This window comes from Frankia sp. ACN1ag, from assembly GCF_001414035.1.
In the GTDB taxonomy this organism is placed as follows: domain Bacteria; phylum Actinomycetota; class Actinomycetes; order Frankiales; family Frankiaceae; genus Frankia; species Frankia torreyi.
The window spans coordinates 178,002-192,438 of sequence record NZ_LJPA01000008.1; the positions used below are offsets into that span (position 1 = coordinate 178,002).

Here is a 14,437-nt window from a genome sequence, read left to right on the forward strand (position 1 = left end):
CTGTCAGACGGCGCCGCCGTGGGGGCGGGCGAAGGCGGTGCGGTAGGCGGTCGGGGTGAGCCCGGTGCGGCGCAGCAGGTGCTGACGCAGCGAGTCCGCCGAGCCCAGCCCGCTGCGCCGGGCGACATGATCCATCGTCAGGTCGGTGGTCTCCAGCAGCTCGCGGGCCCGCTCGATGCGCTGGTGCAGCAGCCACTGCAGCGGGCTGAGGCCCGTCTGGGCCCGGAAGCGCCGCCCGAGCGTCCGCTCACTGACGTGCGCGTGCGCGGCGAGGTCGGCGAGGGTGAGCGGCTCGTCGAGGCGCGCCAGCGCCCAGTCCCGGGTGCGGACCAGGCCGCTGCCGTCCGGGCCGGGCAGCGGCGTCGGGAGGCGCTGGTTCTGGTCGCCGGCGCGCGCGGGGGCCGCCACCGCGAGGCGGGCCGCCGCGTTCGCGACCGCGCTGCCGTAGTCGCTGCGCACCAGGTGCAGGCACAGGTCGATGCCCGCGGCGAGCCCGGCCGAGGTCACGATCTGGCCGTCCTCGACGAACAGCACGTCCGCGCGGACGTCGACGGCGGGGAAGCGGCTGCTCAACGCCCCGGCCTGCACCCAGTACGTGGTCGCCTGCCGGCCGTCGAGCAGGCCGGCCTGGGCCAGGACGAACGCGCCGGTGCAGATCGAGGCGATCCGGCGGCCGGCGGCCGCCGCCGCCCGCAGCGCGGCCAGCACCCGCGCATCGGCGTCGACCCGGGCACCGGTGCCGGTGACGATGACAGTGTCCGCGCAGGCGACGGCGTCGAGCCCCCGGCTGACGGTGAGGCCCATCCCGCCGCCGTCCCCTTCGACGGCGACCGGCCCGGGGTCGGCCGCGCAGACGACCACCTCGTAGCCGGGCCGGTCGGCGACGAACGTGGCGCCGAGGACGAGCTGGGGGATGGACAGGTCGAACATCGTCACCGGCGGCACGGCGATCACCGCGACCCGGTGCGGCGGGCCGGACGGGCCAGACGAGCCGGGGGNACCGGGGGNGGTGATCGCCGCGGGCATGGTTCCCATCATCACCGCGGCAGCGCGGCCCGATCCGATCATGGCGGAAACCTCCGGACATCTGGCGTCCGAAGGGCTGCCGCGGGTGCGCGGGCCCGACGAGGGTGATCNGGACGAGCCCGGTCCGCACCGGGACGCCCACCCACGAGGAGCAAGTAATGAGCCTGCACGTGATCGTCGGGGCCGGCGCGACCGGCATCGCCACCGCCCACCTCCTCGCCGACGCCGGGGATCAGGTCAGGCTGGTCACCCGCAGTGGCCGCGGCCCCCGCCGTCCGGGGATCGAGCTGGTGGCGGCCGACGCCACCGACGCCGACCGGCTGACCGAGCTGACCACCGGCGCGCGAACCCTGTTCGGCTGCGCCGCACCCGCCTACGACCGGTGGCCGGCGCTGTTCCCGCCGCTGGCCGCCGCGCTGCTGGCAGCCGCCGAGCGCACCGGCGCCGGCTACGTCATGCTCGGCAACACCTACGGCTACGGCCCGGTCGACGGGCCGATCACCGAGGACCGGCCGCTGGCCCCGATCACGGTCAAGGGGCGGGTGCGGGCCGCGATGTGGCACGACGCTCTGGCCGCCCACCACGCCGGCCGGGTCCGGGCGACCGAGGTGCGCGCGGCGGACTTCCTCGGCGCAGGCGCCTACTCGCTCTACAACCTGCTGGTCGCGCCGAAGATCCTCGCTGGCGCGCCCGCCGCCTTCCCGGGGGACCTCGACGCCGCCCACAGCTGGGCCTACGTCGGCGAGGTCGCCCGCGCCCTCGTCGCGATCAGCCGGGATGACCGCGCCTGGGGCCGGAGCTGGCACGCGCCGAGCGTGCCGCTCTCGGTGCGTGAGCTGTCCCGGCGGCTCGTGGCCGCCAGCGCCCCCGACACCGCCGATACCGCCGACACCGCCGACACCGCCGAGGCGCGGGAGCCGGAGCTGGTCCGGCTGACCGCGGCGGAACTCGCCGCAGCCGGCGCCGCCGACCCCGTGACCGCCGAGGTGGTGGAGATGCTCTACCTGTACGAGCGGCCCTGCGTACTCGACTCGACCAGTACCGAACAGACGTTCGCGCTGCCCCCGGGCAGCCTCGACGTCGCGCTGGCCGAAACCGCCGCCGCGGACCCCGGCAACGGTCGCGCCGGCCTCCGCGGCGAAGGGCGGACGGTCCGGTGACCAGGGTTCCGCGCGGGCGGTACGGCCGCCGGGCGTAGCATGGTCGTTGACCGGGTGTACCGCGAGCGTCGACCAGCAGGCCGACCCAGCCACCGGTCGCAGCCATCCGATGGTCATCGTCATCGGAGTGAGGCGGCCGTCATGACGACGAGCCCGCATGTCCCTCTCACCGACCGCGCCGACATCGCTCGGTTCGATGACGACGGTGGCGCTCCGTCCCGGTTCACGACCTCGCATCCCGCGACGCCTCCGGCCGCGGCATCGCCCGCCAAGCCGGGCGGCGCAGACGTCGGGGATGGTGCGGCCGCGGCCGCGGCCCGCCTGACGTTGTCCCCGGACCGCGGCGAGGGTTCCTTTGACGGCGGCTGGTGGCCGCGGACGATGCGGCTCACCGACGAGCTGCCCGGCCTTCTCACCGCGCTGGCGGGCGCCGACGAAAGCGTCCGCCGGGTCTGCGTGAACGGCGACGCCTGGACGGCGATTCCCAGCCTGGCCGGTGGGTCCGGGCTGCCCCTGGTCCGGGTGGACTGGTTTCGAACCCTCGATCGGCGGGTGGTCACCGCGGGCAGCGACGGGGGCAGGCCCAGGCTGCGACTGCTCGTGATCCCGCCCGAGACCGCAGCCGGGCCGGCCCGGGTGCTGCTGCGCGCGGTCGCGGCCGGCGCGTTGACCGGTTCGCCCGGCGAGATCCTGCGGCAGGCCGGCGCCGAGGCCTCGACAGAGCACGGCGGGCCGATCAGCGCCGCGGTGCCGGAGTTGTCTCCGGCGCCCTCGGTGTCGCCCTGACCATGGGCGGGACGGCCAGGACGGCCAGGACGGGCGGGACGGCCAGGACGAGCGAGACAGGCGACATGGGCGTCCTTGCCGGCCGTGAGTGGCCCAGGCCGGCTGGCGGCGACGATCGGGGCCGGGTCGTCACCTGCGACCTGGCCTTCGACGTCCAGGAGCCCGCCGACATCGCGGTGCAGATCGCCCCCGCCGAGCGCGGCGGCCGCATGCACGCCGAACGCCTGGAGCTGGCGATCGACGGAGCCCCCCTCGCCCCGCCGGTCGAGCTGGCCGCGCCGCACGGCGGGCGCATCCACCTGCTACGAGTGCCCCGCGGACTGTTCGCGGCGTCCTACCGGGCGGACCTCGACAGTCCGCGCCCCCGTCCCGGCCCGCACCCAACCGGAGTGGCGGGCGACGAGCCCCTCGACCTGCAACGGCTGACCTACCTGCGCCCGAGCCGCTACTGCCCGTCGGACCATGTCGTCGGGCTCGCCGTGGCCGAGTTCGGCGCCCTGCCCCAGGGCCGGCCCCGGGTCGACGCCGTCGTGGACTGGATCCACCACCGGATCGGCTATGTCGCCGGCGCCAGCACGGTCCACGACACCGCCGAGGACACCCTGCTGACCGGGCAGGGAGTGTGCCGCGACTTCGCCCACCTGGGCGTCACCCTCTGTCGAGCGCTGGGGATACCCGCCAGGTTCACCGCGGTCTATGCACCCGGGCTGACTCCGATGGACTTTCACGCCGTCTTCGAGGCCTGGACCGACGGCACCTGGCACGTCCACGACCCGACCCGGCGGGTTCCGCGTGACGGGCTGGTCCGGATCGCGACCGGCCGGGACGCCGCCGACACCGCGTTCGCCGCGGTCCTGGGCGGCATCGCCACCCTGCGGTCGGTCGAGGTCACCGCCACGGTGACCGGACTCCTGCCGGCCGACGACCACCGGGCCGAGGCCGTCCTCGCCTGATCCCCGCGGCCCGCGGCCCGACCTGTGCACGACCCGAAGGAATGGAAGGCCGCCATGAGTGACACCGACCCCGCCCGCCTGGACGAGATCGCATTCCATCTGCTCACCGCGCAGCGGGCCAGCCGTGGCATCCGCCGCCTCGCCAACGCCGCCGTCGAGATCGGCGAACCGGTGGACGCGGCAGGCGTCAGCGCGGTCCTCGCCGAGTTCCGTGCGGCCTACCGCGACGTGCACGCGGTCCTCGCCAGCGGCAACGCCGAGGACATCGTGTACCTTGCCGCCCAGCTCGATCGAACCTGATCGGGCCCGACCGGCTGGGCCGCCCCGGCGACGCGTTGCCCGCGCCGGGGCGGCGCAGAACGACCGCTCACCGGCCGGACGCCGGTGAGCGGGGCCCACGCGGTGCTACGCCAGGGTGGCGTCGAGGTCCTTGCGGATCTCCTCGGGGGTGACCGTCGGCTCGTAGCGGCGCACGACGTTGCCCTCGCCGTCGACGAGGAACTTGGTGAAGTTCCACTTGACCTCGTCGGTGCCGATCGCCTCGGGCCGGGTCTTCGAGACGTGCTCGTAGAGGAAGCCGGACTCGGGCCCGAAGTCCCCGGGCGCCTCGGTGCGCAGGTACTTGAACAGCGGCGCGGCGCCGTCGCCGTTCACCTCGACCTTGCTCAGCACCGGGAAGGTGACGTTGTAGTTGGTCGAGCAGAAGTTCTGGATCTCCTCGTCGGTGCCCGGCTCCTGGCCACCGAACTGGTTGCACGGGAAGCCAAGGATCTCCAGGCCGCGGCCGTGCAGCTCCTGGTAGAGCGACTCGAGCCCCTCGTACTGCGGCGTCAGGCCGCACTTGCTGGCAACATTGACGATCAGGAGCGTCTGGCCGGCGTAGTCGCCCAGCGAGCGGCTGCTGCCGTCGGGGGTGTCGACGGTGAAATCGTGGACAGTCATGATCAACCTGACTCTCGTGACGGGTGATCCCGATCCTCACGGCCGATGGTTCGGCCGCTGAACAATCCTGACGCTACTCCGCCCCATGCCTTTATGTCACCATGTCGGGTGCATAATCGTGCGCCGATTCGGAGGGGAGCGGCCGTCTGGGATGCTCGGGTGGTCCGACGGCAGCGACCGATGGCGACGAACGAACAGGAACGCCCGACATGAGCATCGAACCCGACCTGCTGAAGATCCTTGCCTGCCCGGTCGACAAGGGGCCGCTGGAACTGGTCGACGGCTGGCTGGTCAACCCGCGGCTCGGCCACCGCTACGAGATCCGCGACGAGGTCCCGATCCTGCTACGGCCGGACCACGTCGACCCCGCGGTGGCCCGCGCCCAGCGCTGACCCGCACCAGACACAACAGCGGGGCCCGAGGAAGATTCCTCGGGCCCCGCTGTCACGTACGCGGCAGGGTCGCTTACTCCCGACCGAACTGCTCCCGCAGGCGACGCAGTGCTTCCTCGTCGATGGCGGACGCAGGCTGGTCGGACTGGGAGGAGGCGGTGTAGGAGGAGGGAGCGGCCGCCGCGGCGTCCGCCTCCTGCGCGGCCCGGATCTGGACCTGGTGCGCCTCGAAGCGGGACTGGGCCTCGGCGTACTGCCGCTCCCATTCCGCCTGCTGCTCCTCGTAGCCTTCCAGCCACTCCCCGGTCTCCGGGTCGAAGCCCTCGGGGTAGACGTAATTGCCCTGCTCGTCGTACTTGGCTTCCATGCCGTACTGGCTCGGGTCGAACGCCTCGCCGTCGACGGCCAGCCCCGACGCCTCGTTCGCCTGCTTGAGCGACAGGCTGATCCGGCGCCGGTCGAGGTCGATGTCGATCACCTTGACCAGGATCTCGTCACCGACGTTGACGACCTGCTCCGGAATCTCCACGTGCCGCTCGGCGAGCTCGGAGATGTGGACCAGACCCTCGATGCCCTCGTCCACCCGGACGAACGCGCCGAACGGCACCAGCTTCGTGACCCGGCCGGGAACGACCTGGCCGATCGCGTGGGTGCGGGCGAACTGACGCCACGGGTCTTCCTGCGTCGCCTTCAGCGACAGCGAGACCCGCTCGCGGTCCAGGTCGACGTCGAGAACCTCGACGGTGACCTCCTGGCCGACCTCGACCACCTCGGACGGGTGATCGATGTGCTTCCAGGACAGCTCCGAGACGTGCACCAGCCCGTCGACGCCACCGAGGTCCACGAAGGCACCGAAGTTGACGATCGAGCTGACGACGCCCTTACGGATCTGACCCTTGGCCAGTTGGGCGAGGAACTCGGAGCGGACCTCACTCTGGGTCTGCTCCAGCCATGCCCGCCGCGAGAGCACAACGTTGTTACGGTTCTTGTCGAGCTCGATGATCTTAGCTTCGAGCTCACGCCCCACGTAGGGCTGCAGGTCGCGGACTCGGCGCATCTCCACGAGGGAAGCCGGCAGGAAGCCACGGAGGCCGATGTCGAGGATGAGACCACCCTTGACAACCTCGATGACGGTGCCGGTGACGACGCCGTCCTCGTCCTTGAGCTTCTCGATCGTGCCCCAGGCGCGCTCGTACTGGGCGCGCTTCTTGGACAGGATCAGACGGCCTTCTTTGTCCTCCTTCTGGAGGACAAGGGCCTCGACGTGGTCGCCGACACTCACGACCTCGTGCGGGTCGACATCGTGCTTGATCGACAGCTCTCGGGACGGGATCACGCCCTCGGTCTTGTACCCGATGTCGAGCAGAACCTCGTCGCGATCGACCTTGACGATGATGCCGTCGACGATGTCCCCATCGTTGAAGAACTTGATCGTCTTGTCGACTGCCGCGAGGAAGTCTTCGGCCGAGCCGATGTCGTTGACCGCTACCTGTGGTGTGGTCGGGCTCTGCGCGGTGGTCACGGTCTCCACGGGTCGTACGTCGGTGGTGCTCGTCAAGGGGTCGGCTCCGACTAGGGGTGGTCGTCCGCGCGAGGGCCGGATCGAACCGCCGGGACCGAGGGACAGAGACAACGCCAGAAAACGAAGAAACTGTCAGAACCGATAGCGACGCTCGAGTGGATCCGCTCGGTCTGAGACCCACGGACCCTCGTGCACAGACCCAAGTCTAGGGATGGGTGTCCGGAGTGGTCAACGGGAGCCGGCGTACGGACGCTTCCGAGCTGGCACTGCGGTCACGCTACGCAGACAGAAGCCGTCCATATGTAGCTATGTGCTGCCGCCCCGCCACGCTCGCGCGACGCTGGCCACGGCCAGCCCGTCCGCCGTCCGCGCGGCGAGCCGATCTCCGCCGCCCCCGCTCCCCCCGGACGGGCGCACACAGCACGGTGAGATCAAAGGAAAAATCATCATCAAACCGACATATTGGGCGATCGGTCGGGAAGGTCGTGCGGAGGCGGAAAGTGCGCGGGTACCCTCCCGGACGCGAGGTGCCGGGACGGAGGACCACCACAGCCTGGTAGGCGGGGCGCCCGCGCCGGGCAGAGGGCAGCCGCGATCGGCGGCGGCCGGCGGCCACGATCGGCGGCCGGCGGCCACGATCGGCGGCGCGTCAGGAAGGCGGGTGCCAGGTCGGGCGACTGATCAGGCTCGGCCGGCCGGCCCGCGCTCGGCGCCACCCGACTCCGGGCGCCCGCCCGGGCCGATCCACTCCAGCCCGTCGAGGCCGGGCCCCGACGGGCTGTCGGTACTGGGCCGTGACGGCCGGTCAGGATCGGGCCGAGGCGGCCGGTCGGGACTGGGCCGGGCCGGGTCAGGCCGGGCCGGGTCAGGCCGGGCCGGGTCAGGCCGGGCCGGCCGGTCCGCGCCGGACGCGACGCCGGGCTGTCCACGCCAGGCCCGCGGCACCCAGCCCTCCGCGGCCTTCCGCGCGTCGGCCTCCGTCGCGCCCGCCCCCGCCGGCCGCTGCCGGCCGCCCGGCCGGGCGGCCGACCCGGTCAGCAGTGGCACCGTCGGGCTATCCCCGGGCACGCCGGCGACCGCGACCGCCGCCCGGGCCCCCGGCACCACCCCCGGGAACACGCCGATCGGGCCCTGCGGCTGCGCACCTCCGCCGCCGGGCGCGGTGCCCGCGCCCGGCCCCACCCGCCCGCGGCGGCGTGCCACCCAGGCGTCCGCGCGCCGGGCCCAGCCGTGGGAAAGGCGGATGCAGGGCCGCTCGATGAGGTGGTGCGTCGCGGTGGCGACGGCCACCGTCAGCACGACGACGATCGCCAGGAACGGCGCATAGGGGATCTTCCACAGCCGCCAGCCGCTGTGCTCCAGCACGAGGTCGATGACGGTGGAGTGCCACAGGTAGATGCCGTACGAGATCGCGCCGAGGAACGCCAGCGGCCGGCTGGCCAGCAACGGCCGCACCGCACCACGGTCCTGGCGCCCGAAGACCGCTGGCAGCAGCAGGAAGAACCCGAACAGCCCGTACAGCAGGTGCCGGTTCATGTCCTGAGCCCGGTCGGGATCGAAGATCGGCACCAGCGGCAGACCGGCGTGCCTGCTCGCCACCCAGTAGATCAACGCCGCCACGGCCCAGCAGGCCGTTCCCGAGCCGGGCAGGCCCGCCCAGCGGGGCTGGCGGCCGAGCTGGGCGTACCGGGCGGAGACCACGGCGAGCGCCATCCCCATGGCGAACAGGTCCCACCAGACGGGCAGCCAGGCGTTCCAGCCGGACATCCAGGCCTGCCTGCTCGGGATGACCAGGAAGTGGATGACCTTCGCGGCCAGGAAGGTCACCGCCAACGCGGCCAGCTCCACCCGGACCTGGGCCTCGGGCGAGCGGCGGCGCCGGCCGAGCAGCCAGGCGTAGACGGGCACGGCGAGGTAGAACGCGACCTCGATATCGAGCGTCCAGGCCTGGGTGAGGCCCTGGATGGCCCAGTGATCCTGGTAGCCCTGCAGGAAGAACGCGGTCTGGAAGATCCCGGCGAGCCCGTGCACGCCGACCCGGTCGTCGCTGACCACGTTGAGGGTGACGGCGAGCGCCACCCAGTAGAGGGGGACGATCCGCATGAACCGCCGCACCAGGTAACCCGGTGCGGCGGCGGCGGGAACGCCCGCGAGCCGGGCCGCGACGAACGGGCGGTAGAGCAGAAATCCCGAGATCAGGAAGAACACCGCAACCCCGGCCTCACCGCGCGCGGTGTAGGGACCGAACCCGCTGCTGGTGGTGAACCCCGCCGGGAACGACGTGTGCACCACGACGACGAGCAGCGCCGCGATCGCGCGCAGACCGTCGAAGCCCGGAAAGACGACCTTGGGCGGGCGGGTGCCGAGGGGACGGCGCGGATCGGGGATCGAGGCGGAATCGGTGGGCGCGTCGGTGACGACGGCATCCGAACGGGGGCGGACAGGGCCGGTCACCGCGAGTTTGCCTCGAGATACGCAATGTCCGGCACGGTGAAAAACGTACCAGCACGGCGGATTATGGAGCTAGCACACCCCGCACATAACGGCTTTTTCCACCCACTGGCGTAGTCAGGTCGGGTAACCCTGGTCGGATTCGGATCGCACCGGTTGCCCACCCGGGATCCGCTTGGCCCGGGAACGCACCGGGCCGGCGAGCCGGCCGGCGGCGGCCGTGATCGCGACCGCGGCGAGCAGTACCACCGCAGGCTCGGCGGCGGCCCGGAAGCGGGTGGTGCCGTAGACCACCACCGTCGCCAGACTCAGCGTGATGGGCACCGCGAGCAGGGGCAGCAGCGGGGTCCGGCGGCGGCGCAGCACGACCACGCCGCCGAGCGCGGCCACTTCCAGCACCCACAGCGTCACCATCCCGACCCGGCTCAGGCTCAGCGGCCGCAGCTCGATCGTGTCGAGGCGGGCCTGCTGCCACGGGTGGTAGACGCCCCAGGTGCGGCCGAGGCGGGCGGCGGCCACCGTGGGCAGCCGGTCGGAATGGCCACGGATGTAGTCGTACGCGGCATGTCGGTAGAAGACATCGCGCTCGGAGCGTTCCTCGGGCGGCGGCGGGAGCGCCAGCACGCAGTCGAACGACCACCAGCCCAGATCGCGCCCGGAGTACGTCGCCGGGCAGTGGGTGACGGCCAGGGTGGAGCCGAGGCCGGTGGACAGGTACTCCGGCTCGTGGAACCGCGACAGGTTGTAGGCGGTCCACGGGGCGATGGCGGCCACGCTCGTCGTGGCCGCCACGGCCAGCAGTGCGGCGCGACGCCGCCAGGCCACGCCGCGGGCCATCGCGACGAGCGGCACGACGAGCACGAGGGCCAGTAGGGCCAGTTCGGCGCGCGCGAGCATCACCGCCGCCAGCGCCAGCCCGAGCCAGGCTGCCTCGGCGAACCCTCGACGGTCGGCGAAACGGCAGGCGGCGAGGATGATCCAGGCGCAGGTCAGAATGCCCGTCGTCTCGGACATCACCAGCGGGTCGTTGAGCCACATGCCGGGGTAGACGGCCGCGATCCCGCCGGCCACCAGCCCGGTGGCCGGACCGGCGACCCGGCGCCCGGCGAGGGCGACCAGCACGATCGCGCCGACCCCCAGCAGGCAGGAGAAAAGCTGGTGGGACAGGAAGCTGGTGAAGCCCAGCAACGACGGGACGGCCAGCAGAAGGCTGGTCAGCGGCGGGTGCTGGGCGTCGGCGACGTAGCGCCCGGCCAGGCGCAGCTCGTACGGGTCGGGCCAGCCGCGGCCGTCGGCGAACAGGTTCGCCGCCTCGTGGTAGTAGAACGGATCACCCTGGACCGCCACCGGGTGCAGCCAGTGGAACAGGTAGAACAGCCGGATCCCCAGGCCGATCAGGCAGATCGCCGCCAGCCCGGCGTACCAGCGTCGCGGTCGCCCGAGCCGGGCGCGCGCCGGCTCCCCGGCGGGCTCAGGCTCCACCGCCGACGCGGACTCCACCGCCGACGCGGACTCCACCGCCGACCCGGACTCCACCGCCGACCCGGACTCCACCGCCGACCCGGACTCCACCGCCGACGCGGACTCCCCAGCGGACGCGGACTCCCCAGCGGACGCGGGGGCCCCGGCAGGCGCGGGAGCCGGTTCGGGGACGCCCGGCGGTACCGGCGCCGCCCCCACCGTCCGTGGCTGCCCCGCCGTGGTCTCAGACACGCGCGGAAAGTACCAACATGCTGGTTTCGGGCAGACAACGCGTCCGGCATCAAGGCCACAAACATACCGCGCGTGCACGGCGTGACGCTGTTGCGATTAGCCTTGCCGCTCGGACGTCCTGATGCGATCGGGGTCGGCGAGCCGCGGTGGCGGACCCGATGCGGAGCCGCCGAGCCCGCACCGCGGCCGCCGCCCGGTTCCACGGCCCGATGGCGCCCCGGCGACGACGAGGAGGGACCAGGCTGACCAGCAACGACGCCGACACCGTCCCGCTGGCGTCCGGGGATCGACAGCGGCGGTCGTCCGCCGAGCAGCAGGCCGACACGACCCCGATCAGCACCCGCGCGGGCGGGCCGCATAGCCCGGGCGGGGGCCCGCAGCCCCGACGCTCGACAGCGGAGCGTGAGGGGCACTTTGGTGACGGTCGGCACGGTGCCGACCGCAGGCGCCGGGATCAGCCTCCTCGCCGCCACGAGCGGGCCGCGGCCGAGCGCCGGCCCGAGGCCCCAGCCCAGCGACCCGAGCCCCGCGTCCGCCGCGACGGGGCCCGCGCCCACCTCGCGACACCCCAGCGTCCGGCGACCGGCCGCGGGCCGGCGCGGCCACCGACCCGGCCCGAGGACGACCTCGACGCCACCGGCCCCGTGCTCGCCCCGCTGGGGCACCTGCCCGCCCTGGACGGGCTACGCGCGTTCGCCGTCATGGCCGTCATCGCCTACCACGCCGGCGTCTCGTGGATGCCCGGCGGCCTGCTCGGCGTGGACACCTTCTTCGTCCTCTCGGGCTTCCTGATCACCGGGTTGCTCATCACCGAGTACCGCAACACCCGGCGCATCGACCTGCGCAGCTTCTGGGTCCGCCGGTCCCGCCGGCTGATGCCGGCGCTGCTGGTCCTGCTGATCGGGGTGGCGGCGTACGCCCGGTGGATCGCCTCCCCCGGCGACGTCGGAACGCTGCGCCTGGACGCCCTGTCGACGCTGCTGTACGTGGCGAACTGGCGCTTCGCCCTGTCCGACCAGAGCTACTTCAACCACTTCTCGGCGCCCTCGCCGCTGCTGCACACCTGGTCGCTGTCGGTCGAGGAGCAGTTCTACGTCCTGTGGCCGCTGGTCGTGTTCCTGCTCATGCGGCACAGCGCCCGCACGGTGGACCGCTGGCGCCGCCAGCGCCAGAAGGCCCAGTCCCTCGCGCTGACGGTGGCCGTGCTCGGCGCGGAGGCGTCCGCGCTGGTCGGCCTGGCCCTGCTGCTGCTCGGCACTGATCCGTCCCGGATCTACTATGGCACCGACAGCCGCGCCCAGGCGCTGCTGGTCGGCGCCGCGCTGGCGGTGTGGCGGGGGCAGCGGACGCGGCCGATCTCGGCCCGGGCCCGGTCGGTCATGTCAGTCGTCGGCTGCCTGGCGGGCGTGACGATGATCGTCATTTGGACCACGGTGAGCGGGGAGAACCGCGCGCTCTACGCCGGCGGGTTCCTCGGCGTCGCCGTCGTCGTGATGCTGCTCGTCGCCTCGCTCGTGGAGGCACCCGAGGGGCCGGTGTCGAAGGTGCTCGCCCTGGCCCCGCTGACGTTCATCGGGCGGATCTCCTACGGCCTGTACCTGTGGCACTGGCCGGTGTTCCTCACCCTGACGGCCACCCGGACCGGCACCGACGGCGTGGTCCTGCTGCTGCTGCGGCTCGGCGTCACGCTGGCGATCACGCTCGCGTCGTTCCACCTCGTGGAGGACCCGATCCGCCGCCGCCGGATCCGGCTGCCGAACCCGCGGCTGACCGTGCCCGCCGCGTTCGGCGGGGTCCTCGCGGTGATCCTGGTCGCCACGGCGGGCACCTCGGCGTCGGTGCGCACCCCCGCCGAGCTGGAGGCGCTGGCCAAGCGGGCGGCCGCCTCCCCGCAGCCGACCGTCACCGTGCACCCCGGCAGCGGCGCGCCGATCAAGGTGCTGCTCGGCGGCGACTCGGTGGCGCTCACGCTGGGCTTCAGCGATTTCTCCAAGATGGCGGCCGCCCAGGGCATCGAGATCCACGACTTCTCCAAGCTCGGCTGCGGGGTCGCCCGCGGCATGCAGCGGCGCATCCTCGGCGAGGCCGGACCGACCACCGCCGGCTGCGACCAGTGGCCGCAGCGCTTCGCGCAGCGCGTCGACGAGGTCAATCCGGCGCTCGCGCTGCTGCTCGTCGGCCGCTGGGAGGTCACCGACCAGTTGCGCGACGGCCGTTGGACGCACATCGGCGACCCGGCGTTCGACGCCTACCTCGGCCGCGAGCTGGATCTTGCGATCACCACGCTCGGCGCCAAAGGCGCGAAAGTGGTACTTCTTACCACCCCGATCTTCAAGCCGACCGAGGCCCCGGACGGCAGCATCTACCCGGAGACGAAGGCCACGCGGGTCGAGCGCTTCAACGTGCTCCTACGCGAGGCCGCGGCCCGCCACCCCGGCACGAGCGTGATCGACATTACCTCCGTTCTCACACCGGGCAACAAGTACGTCGACGAGCTGGACGGCGTCCGGCTGCGCGACGACGACGGGGTGCACATCTCGAATGACGGCGCCCGACGCATCGGGACCGCGATCATTCCTCAGCTTCTTCGGATCGCCCGGGGGTCGGCGGCCGACGCCGCGGCCCCGCAGACCGTGGGAGCGGGACCCGGCTGACCGGCCCGGTTTACCTGACGCTAACCTTCCGCCCAGTACCGGGTGGTCTACAGGAGGATCGACGTGCCGCGTGCGCTGATTACCGGGATTACCGGTCAGGACGGGTTGTATCTGGGTGAGTTGTTGACCGCGAAGGGTTATGAGGTGTTCGGGTTGGTTCGGGGGCAGTCCAACCCGAAGGTGGCGGTGGTGGAGCGGGTGGTGCCGGGGGTGGTGTTGTTGGAGGGTGATCTGACGGATCTTTCGTCGTTGATCGGTGCGGTGGAGATCTCGCAGCCGGACGAGGTGTACAACCTGGGGGCGATCTCGTTCGTCGGACTGTCGTGGAAGCAGGCGGAGTTGACGGGGGAGACGACGGGGATGGGGGTGTTGCGGGTGTTGGAGGCGTTGCGGATCGCGGGTGGTAACGACATGTCGGGTGTGCGGTTCTATCAGGCGTCGTCGTCGGAGATGTTCGGAAAGGTGCGGGAGACGCCGCAGCGGGAGACGACGCCGTTTCATCCGCGGTCGCCGTATGGGGTGGCGAAGACGTTCGGGCATTATTTGACGGTGAATTATCGGGAGTCGTACGGGGCGTTTGCGTGTTCGGGGTTGTTGTTTAATCACGAGTCGCCGCGGCGGGGGATCGAGTTTGTGACGCGGAAGATCACGCGGGCGGTGGCGCGGATTTCGTTGGGGTTGCAGGACTCGTTGACGTTGGGGAATCTGGAGTCGCGGCGGGACTGGGGTTTTGCGGGGGATTATGTGGAGGCGATGTGGCGGATGTTGCAGCAGGACACTCCGGATGACTATGTGGTGGCGACGGGGGTGACGCATAGTATTCGGGAGTTGTTGGATG

At 72.2% G+C, this 14,437-nt stretch carries 12 protein-coding genes; 7 read left to right on the forward strand and 5 right to left on the reverse strand.

Going from position 1 to position 14,437, the window contains the following annotated elements; all coding sequences use genetic code 11:
- Positions 1 to 3: 3 nt before the first annotated feature.
- A complete protein-coding gene (locus tag UK82_RS09415) occupies positions 4 to 930 on the reverse strand; it encodes a GlxA family transcriptional regulator (RefSeq protein ID WP_055406928.1) in 927 nt (308 codons plus the stop codon).
- Positions 931 to 1,184: 254 nt separating this feature from the next.
- Between UK82_RS09415 and UK82_RS09420 the strand changes: the two genes are divergently transcribed.
- The 4 genes from UK82_RS09420 (at position 1,185) to UK82_RS09435 (ending at position 4,225) form a co-directional block, all read left to right on the forward strand.
- Positions 1,185 to 2,186: an NAD-dependent epimerase/dehydratase family protein gene (locus tag UK82_RS09420; protein WP_055406911.1), complete on the forward strand. Its 1,002-nt coding sequence runs from the start codon at positions 1,185 to 1,187 to the stop codon at positions 2,184 to 2,186.
- A gap of 141 nt (positions 2,187 to 2,327) precedes the next feature.
- Positions 2,328 to 2,972, forward strand: coding sequence for a DUF5994 family protein (locus tag UK82_RS09425; protein WP_063870479.1), 645 nt, complete (start codon positions 2,328 to 2,330; stop codon positions 2,970 to 2,972).
- Between the two features lie 65 nt (positions 2,973 to 3,037).
- A complete protein-coding gene (locus tag UK82_RS09430) occupies positions 3,038 to 3,925 on the forward strand; it encodes a transglutaminase family protein (protein ID WP_055406912.1) in 888 nt (295 codons plus the stop codon).
- Between the two features lie 54 nt (positions 3,926 to 3,979).
- Positions 3,980 to 4,225 carry a hypothetical protein gene (locus UK82_RS09435; protein ID WP_044886836.1) on the forward strand — a complete coding sequence of 82 codons (246 nt, stop codon included), beginning with the start codon at positions 3,980 to 3,982 and terminating at the stop codon, positions 4,223 to 4,225.
- A gap of 105 nt (positions 4,226 to 4,330) precedes the next feature.
- Here the strand turns inward: UK82_RS09435 and UK82_RS09440 are convergent, their stop codons facing one another.
- Complete coding sequence (locus UK82_RS09440) at positions 4,331 to 4,867, reverse strand: glutathione peroxidase (RefSeq protein WP_044886835.1); 537 nt, start codon at positions 4,865 to 4,867, stop codon at positions 4,331 to 4,333.
- Between the two features lie 209 nt (positions 4,868 to 5,076).
- Here UK82_RS09440 and UK82_RS09445 point away from each other — a divergent pair, with 209 nt between their 5' ends.
- Entirely contained in the window at positions 5,077 to 5,259 is a 183-nt protein-coding gene (locus UK82_RS09445; protein ID WP_009739962.1) for a Trm112 family protein, read from the forward strand.
- A gap of 73 nt (positions 5,260 to 5,332) precedes the next feature.
- Here the strand turns inward: UK82_RS09445 and rpsA are convergent, their stop codons facing one another.
- The 3 genes from rpsA to UK82_RS09460 form a co-directional block, all read right to left on the reverse strand.
- Complete coding sequence (rpsA, locus tag UK82_RS09450; protein WP_044886834.1) at positions 5,333 to 6,817, reverse strand: 30S ribosomal protein S1; 1,485 nt, start codon at positions 6,815 to 6,817, stop codon at positions 5,333 to 5,335.
- Positions 6,818 to 7,462: 645 nt separating this feature from the next.
- A complete protein-coding gene (locus UK82_RS09455; protein ID WP_055406913.1) occupies positions 7,463 to 9,235 on the reverse strand; it encodes an acyltransferase in 1,773 nt (590 codons plus the stop codon).
- Positions 9,236 to 9,349: 114 nt separating this feature from the next.
- Positions 9,350 to 10,945: an ArnT family glycosyltransferase gene (locus UK82_RS09460; RefSeq protein WP_396230502.1), complete on the reverse strand. Its 1,596-nt coding sequence runs from the start codon at positions 10,943 to 10,945 to the stop codon at positions 9,350 to 9,352.
- A gap of 158 nt (positions 10,946 to 11,103) precedes the next feature.
- On the opposite strand from UK82_RS09460, the gene UK82_RS09465 reads away from it, so the two are divergent.
- Together UK82_RS09465 and UK82_RS09470 are read left to right on the forward strand one after the other, a co-directional pair.
- Complete coding sequence (locus UK82_RS09465) at positions 11,104 to 13,599, forward strand: acyltransferase family protein (RefSeq protein WP_236705711.1); 2,496 nt, start codon at positions 11,104 to 11,106, stop codon at positions 13,597 to 13,599.
- Positions 13,600 to 13,662: 63 nt separating this feature from the next.
- On the forward strand, positions 13,663 to 14,437 hold a 775-nt coding region (locus tag UK82_RS09470; RefSeq protein ID WP_236705712.1), incomplete at its 3' end, for a GDP-mannose 4,6-dehydratase.

What these genes read in the sequence shown, in the direction of transcription:
- UK82_RS09415 (WP_055406928.1), bottom strand. Translation starts at nt 930, where the DNA reads ATGTTCGACCTGTCCATCCCCCAGCTCGTCCTCGGCGCCACGTTCGTC.
- UK82_RS09420 (WP_055406911.1), top strand. Translation starts at nt 1,185, where the DNA reads ATGAGCCTGCACGTGATCGTCGGGGCCGGCGCGACCGGCATCGCCACC.
- UK82_RS09425 (WP_063870479.1), top strand. Translation starts at nt 2,328, where the DNA reads ATGACGACGAGCCCGCATGTCCCTCTCACCGACCGCGCCGACATCGCT.
- UK82_RS09430 (WP_055406912.1), top strand. Translation starts at nt 3,038, where the DNA reads ATGGGCGTCCTTGCCGGCCGTGAGTGGCCCAGGCCGGCTGGCGGCGAC.
- UK82_RS09435 (WP_044886836.1), top strand. Translation starts at nt 3,980, where the DNA reads ATGAGTGACACCGACCCCGCCCGCCTGGACGAGATCGCATTCCATCTG.
- UK82_RS09440 (WP_044886835.1), bottom strand. Translation starts at nt 4,867, where the DNA reads ATGACTGTCCACGATTTCACCGTCGACACCCCCGACGGCAGCAGCCGC.
- UK82_RS09445 (WP_009739962.1), top strand. Translation starts at nt 5,077, where the DNA reads ATGAGCATCGAACCCGACCTGCTGAAGATCCTTGCCTGCCCGGTCGAC.
- UK82_RS09465 (WP_236705711.1), top strand. Translation starts at nt 11,104, where the DNA reads ATGCGGAGCCGCCGAGCCCGCACCGCGGCCGCCGCCCGGTTCCACGGC.